At 57.9% G+C, this 5512-nt stretch carries 5 protein-coding genes, 1 pseudogene and 1 other annotated feature; of the genes and pseudogenes, 5 read left to right on the plus strand and 1 reads right to left on the minus strand.

What is annotated here, in order from left to right; translation table 11 throughout:
- The first annotated feature begins 298 nt into the window (after positions 1-298).
- The 5 genes and pseudogenes from ACTHQV_RS19065 to ACTHQV_RS19085 all read left to right on the plus strand — a co-directional run bounded on the left by ACTHQV_RS19065 (position 299) and on the right by ACTHQV_RS19085 (position 3914).
- Positions 299-1525: pseudogene (locus ACTHQV_RS19065) on the plus strand (IS3 family transposase).
- Positions 580-696 (plus strand) — a sequence feature (AL1L pseudoknot). Its footprint overlaps the pseudogene before it by 117 nt.
- Positions 1526-1649: 124 nt before the next feature.
- On the plus strand, positions 1650-2045 hold the full coding sequence (locus ACTHQV_RS19070) for a hypothetical protein (RefSeq protein WP_440492294.1): 396 nt from the start codon (positions 1650-1652) through the stop codon (positions 2043-2045).
- 182 nt (positions 2046-2227) lie between these two features.
- A complete protein-coding gene (locus ACTHQV_RS19075; protein WP_440492295.1) occupies positions 2228-2527 on the plus strand; it encodes a hypothetical protein in 300 nt (99 codons plus the stop codon).
- A gap of 218 nt (positions 2528-2745) precedes the next feature.
- Entirely contained in the window at positions 2746-3429 is a 684-nt protein-coding gene (locus ACTHQV_RS19080; RefSeq protein ID WP_440492296.1) for a hypothetical protein, read from the plus strand.
- Between the two features lie 146 nt (positions 3430-3575).
- Positions 3576-3914, plus strand: a complete 339-nt coding sequence (locus tag ACTHQV_RS19085) for a hypothetical protein (RefSeq protein ID WP_440492297.1) — start codon at positions 3576-3578, stop codon at positions 3912-3914.
- A gap of 374 nt (positions 3915-4288) precedes the next feature.
- On the opposite strand, the gene ACTHQV_RS19090 is transcribed toward ACTHQV_RS19085, so the two are convergent.
- Positions 4289-4822, minus strand: coding sequence for a DUF7010 family protein (locus tag ACTHQV_RS19090; RefSeq protein WP_440492298.1), 534 nt, complete (start codon positions 4820-4822; stop codon positions 4289-4291).
- Positions 4823-5512 lie beyond the last annotated feature (690 nt).

The raw sequence follows: 5512 nt of genomic DNA on the forward strand, positions 1-5512 counted from the left end.
TCACCAAGATCTGGACGTCAGAGCCAGACCGGTTCATCGTAAATCCGATCCACCAGATGCCGGGACTGAACACCTAGCCTGGTAGCTACAGGCATCATGCGGGTCGAAACCAACGAAGCACGTCAGCGTGAAGCAACGGCTCATCGAGCCGTCGAACGCAACCTTCAGTTGATAGTCGAGAACATACCGCAGTTCATATGGTGCGCGGACGTGAATGCGCGCTGGCGATGGGCAAGCCCGCAGTGTGAACCGCCCCGGGTTTGCCGGAGGCTCCAACTCCTGAGAAGGTGGAGCCAGTATGAGCAAGACGACGAACAAGTTTGCGCCGGAGGTCCGCGAGCGGGCGGTGCGGATGGTGCTGGATCACGAGCGCGACCATCCGTCGCGATGGGCGGCGGTGGTTTCGATTGCGGAGAAGATCGGCTGCGCGCCGCAGACGCTGCATGAGTGGCTGAAGAGGGCCGAGGTCGACAGCGGCAAGCGCGCCGGTGTGCCGACCGAGGTGACAGACAAGCTGAAGGCGCTGGAACGCGAGAACCGCGAGTTGCGTCAGGCCAATGAGATCCTGCGCAAGGCGTCCGCGTATTTTGCCCAGGCGGAGCTCGACCGCCCGTTCCGGCGGTAATCGCCTTCATCGACGATCACCGCGATGCCTATGGGGTCGAGCCGATCTGCCGCGTCCTGCCGATCGCCCCATCGACGTATTCGAACGTGTCGCGCAGCGACAGGATCCTATGCGCTTGTCGGTGCGTGCGCAGCGGGATCGGGCTCTCAAGCCTGAGATCGCCCGTGTGTTCGCCGAGAACTTCGCGGTTTATGGCGTGCGCAAGGTCTGGCGGCAGATGATGCGCGAGGGCTTTCCGGTCGCCCGCTGCACCGTGGAACGGCTGATGCGCGACATGGGTCTACAGGGCGTGATCCGGGGCAAGCCGGTTCGCACGACGATGAGCGACAAGGCAGCGTCGTGCCCGCTGGATCACGTCAACCGCAGGTTCTACGCGCCGGCGCCGAACATGCTGTGGGTGTCGGATTTCACCTACGTCGCTACCGGGCGGGGTTCGTCTATGTCGCCTTCGTCATCGACACTTACGCGAGACGCATCGTCGGCTGGCGAGCGAGCAGGACAGCGCATGCCAGCTTCGTCCTCGATGCTTTGGAACAAGCGCTTCACGACCGCCGGCCGGTCCATCGTGGTGGCTTGGTTCACCATAGCGACCGCGGGTCGCAATACGTATCCATCAAATACACCGAGCGCCTTGCCGAAGCGGGGATCGAACCGTCGGTCGGTAGCGTGGGCGACAGCTACGACAACGCTTTGGCCGAGACGATCAACGGCCTCTACAAGGCGGAGGTGATCCACAGGCGAGGACCTTGGCGCAACTTTGAAGCCGTCGAATATGCCACGCTCGAATGGGTCGACTGGTTCAACCATCGTCGCCTGCTCGAACCCATCGGCAACATCCCGCCTGCCGAAGCCGAAGAGCAATATTATGCTGCCGCGGACAACATCGATATGGCAGCGTGACTCACAACCCCACGCCTCCGGCAAACCCGGGGCGGTTCACTCATCGGTCCGCTGACGCCCAAACTCCGCCATTCGAACGGTCTGGTAGCTTGCTTGGTAGCGGACGTTGGTTCAGGCTTGGCAGATGCACGATAACCAATGGGTTTGGCCTGAACGGCGCGATCTTTATCGTGCGTGCCTGACGTTAGCTGATCCTCAAGCGACTTCTGCGCGTGTCACCGATGCGGCAGACATCCTGCTCAACGACATAGAGCTCTACGACGACCCTCGTCAGGGCAAAGACCTTTGGCTTTTCCCTGACGAAGCGGCCCTAGCTGACTGTCTTGCAACCAAGCTGCACGCGCTTGCTGGCGCCGAGACCTCGGGAGATTGGGGTTATGCCATCATCGAGCATTCGAGTTGGCTCGGCATCTGTGCCGATGCCCAGAAGCTGCTTGGAATAATCCTTCGCAATGGACAGGGGACCGTGCAGAAGGTCCGCCAACCCCAGGCCGGTCGCCGGAGGCGGACCTTATCCTAGCCCCCGGTTGTAGACATCCGGCCGGCGGACGACCCGTCCGCCGCTGCGAAGGAAGGGCCCCACGAATATGGCGCTTAGGCGATTGCCTGGACCGATGATACCCGCACGATACCACGTCGGGTCGCGTCTCAAAAAAACGGACATCTGTTGACATAAACCTCGACTGCGACAACGCTGATCCCGTGACCTACCTCGTCGATTTTGCAGTCTTCATGGGGATTGGCCTCTTATCAGACCGGGTGGCGTTCTCGGAAATGCGTCATACCGCGTCGTCATTTTGGCCGGTCGAATGTACCACTTACAAAGCGACCCTGTTTCCCCGTATTTTACCATTGCCCGTTGGTGCAGCTTTGTCAGCCTATGCTGCCGGCCCAGACATGAACGCTCAGAACCTAATAGGTCTAGGTTTGATGGTAACGCCCGTTCTGCTGCTTTGTGTTGCTATTTTTCGTCAATGGTATGCGACCCGACCGCGACGTTGAGCCGCCCGACGAACGTCCGCTATCCAGCTAAAGTGGCTCTGCCGCTATCGCCCAAAACTGGGCATTGAAACTGCAAATGCTTTGCGCGACTAAACGGTATGGTTCTCGACAGGCGCGCTCTTAGCATTTTGAACGGAATGTTCTGGTCGGCATCGGGGTGGAGACCAAACCCATCGATTGCAGAAGAAGATTTCTCTTACGCTCGATCTAAGGGCCTCATGTTCGATCGCGTCGAGCTTTCCCACGAAGAGGCGGTTACTGCTGCAAGAAAAGCCTTAAGCGCCACGGCTCGCCGAACCGTCACGCAGGCATTCCTTTCAAGTCTTGGTTCAAGGCGCTTGGACCACCGGTCCGCTCTGGGTAGCTACGCGGTCGGGCGTCATCTTTTGGCTCATCCGTTGGTCACTTCGCCGGGGAGCTTAAGCTGCTCATATTGCGGGGCATATGCCAAATCGGCCGATCCAAACATCCTGAACTTCGAACGGATCAAGTGGGGAGGCGTTCGGCACACTGACCCGAGATACATTGCGCTCGACCTTGACCTTTTTGCTGCGCAAGACTCAGCTTTGCCGACCGGGAATGACGTAGCGATTTTTACCTCCATTCTCGAGGTGGCAAGAGGAATGGGGCCAAGGGCTCGGCTCAGCGACCTTGCAAAGGCATTATCGAAGCTGTTGCCTTCGAACGATGCAGAGCGAAGGACGCTCATCGGCATTCTTGGCTATGCAGGCATTCTAATCGACCCTGATCGACCCGACTTTCGGAAACGATTTGTGCCTGCCGATGAGCGAGAGCAGACCCCTTATCATAAGGATGACTGGCCCTACCCCGTTCAGTGGTGGAATGGCTCTCACGGCATCAACGAAGCTGCCGTCGCCGATTGGTTTCCTGCGTTTTGCTGACGTCCGCTTACCACCACTCCTTGCCGTTCCAAGGCTCTCCGGCCGACCCGATCACCCGAAAGCCGTCCGACCGCTAACGGGCGGGAAAGCCGCCGGACGGCTCTCGCCCAATTGAAGACGTTCCGGGTTCGTGACACCTTGCCCATATGGACCTGCCAAATCGCCGCTACTTCATCACCGCCTACAGCGACTCGGAAACGCTCGATGTCGAAGCTCAGTGCCCGGACGACGAAAACGCGATAAATAAAGCCCGGCGCTATGAAACGTTAAAATATGTAGGGAAAAACTATCCGCCTGTGATCTTTGCTCACATTGCGTGTGACGGACCCGAGGGTGTCCGTGACGTCGGAACTTGGGAATATCGAATTAGAAACGTGAAGAAGGCAGGATTTTTATGGCATGCTGGTCCATGGGCCATGCGTCCGATGCCAGACGATAAGTCATCGATTAGGCATTGGGCAGAAAGCTTGTCAGAGGTCCGCTAACCATCGATTATTGCCGTTCGTCAGATGGAGACACGGAAAACCGTGCTCAGCTCGTGACTGTACGGAAAACAGGTGGTTTTGAGAAGCTGATCAAGGCTCCGCGTTCGGATGCCGTCGTGGTCCGTCGGAAATCATGTGTTTGCCGACAACTTCAATGCCGCAGGACACCCTCCCAGTCCCAAGCGGCGGACATGCGCTCCGTCGCCGTCTCGCAGAACCCGCGGAAAAGCGCGGTTCCTATGATGGCCTGAAACCCAAATACCCGCTCGATACCCACGGCCGGTAGCGCCCAATAGCGGACATACGAGAACTCCGAGTGATTCCGACGACTACGCAAAGCGTTATCACGTGCTCGTATTTGAACCGGTGAGCGGTCACGACCGGAGGTAGCGGGCCAGCAGTAGGCCCGCGAACACCACTTCGATTCCTCCCACCGCGAATGCTGGAGATAAGGGCAGCGGGACTCCGCTGACGATCGCCAGCAGGCCAACTCCGCTCATCAGGACCGCTAACAGCCAGTACAGACGGTCGTCGTAGATGGTTCTAAACAAGGCGTAACGGGTGCCAGCGGCAATCGCCGCGATTGCAAAGACGTATTCGGCTCGCAATGGGATCATCAAATAGGCGGCAACTAGACCGCCAATCATGGCGATCGTGCTTTCCAGCGCCGCGCCTGCCAGCGGATTCCCAGCGGCTTCCTTCGCACGACCGAACAACCTGCGGCAGAGAAAAGTGCTGACCGGATGGATGATCATTCCGCCGAGAAAGAGCACCGCGAAACCGCGCCCCACTCCTTGGCTTTGCGCTGTGATCGCCGCTGCCAGCCACACCAGCCCCGAAACCAACACACCTGGCGCCCCGCCGACATAGGCGCGGCGAAAATCCTGTTGAGCTTCATCGATCTGCATTGTGCCCGGCCCCGGTGGAGAGCTGTAGCATGGCCTAATCAACGACCGCTTTCCACCAGTTGTAGACATTCGCCCGGCGGACGACCCGTCCGCCGCTGGCCAGACCGGGTTAGCGAGATGTAGCGTGACTGGAGGTGAACAACGGGTCACTGGTTGCGCGTTCTCTTATGCTATTGCATTGTAGCACCAAGAATTTTTCCAGCAGGTCCGAACGATGATGTTTCTCATCTCCCTCGCGATAACTACCGTTCAAATACAAAAGGAAGGGTCTGCTCGGGCGCTTACCCCATCAGAGATAAGGGCGGATAGGTACCACTATCACAACAAGAGGGTCACGATATGCGGTGATGCAATCGGTCAGGCTGGACCCTACTCTTTGCTCGTATCACAAACTGAATATGATACGGCGGCTGTATCTATTGATCCCAAAATTAAAGTAGGACGAGTAGCAGATAAATTATGCGCAACAGGTGTAATAAAGCGGTTTGATGGGCTGTCTTTAAAAGAAGCGCAAAAACAAGGAAAATCGTACGTAAGCGTAGATACGCCTTTTGACGCCCAATATATTCTAAGGCCGTAGTTCGCAGGCTTCGTCCTAATAATTGCAGGCAAAGCGGACGTACCGTCCGTCGCTATCGCGGATGTCCGTCGTTTCCAAGGCAGACGATACCCGCAATCTGTCCCGCGGTA

The sequence above is a fragment of the Sphingomonas sp. SAFR-052 genome, from assembly GCF_051965015.1.
In the GTDB taxonomy this organism is placed as follows: Bacteria; Pseudomonadota; Alphaproteobacteria; order Sphingomonadales; family Sphingomonadaceae; genus Sphingomonas.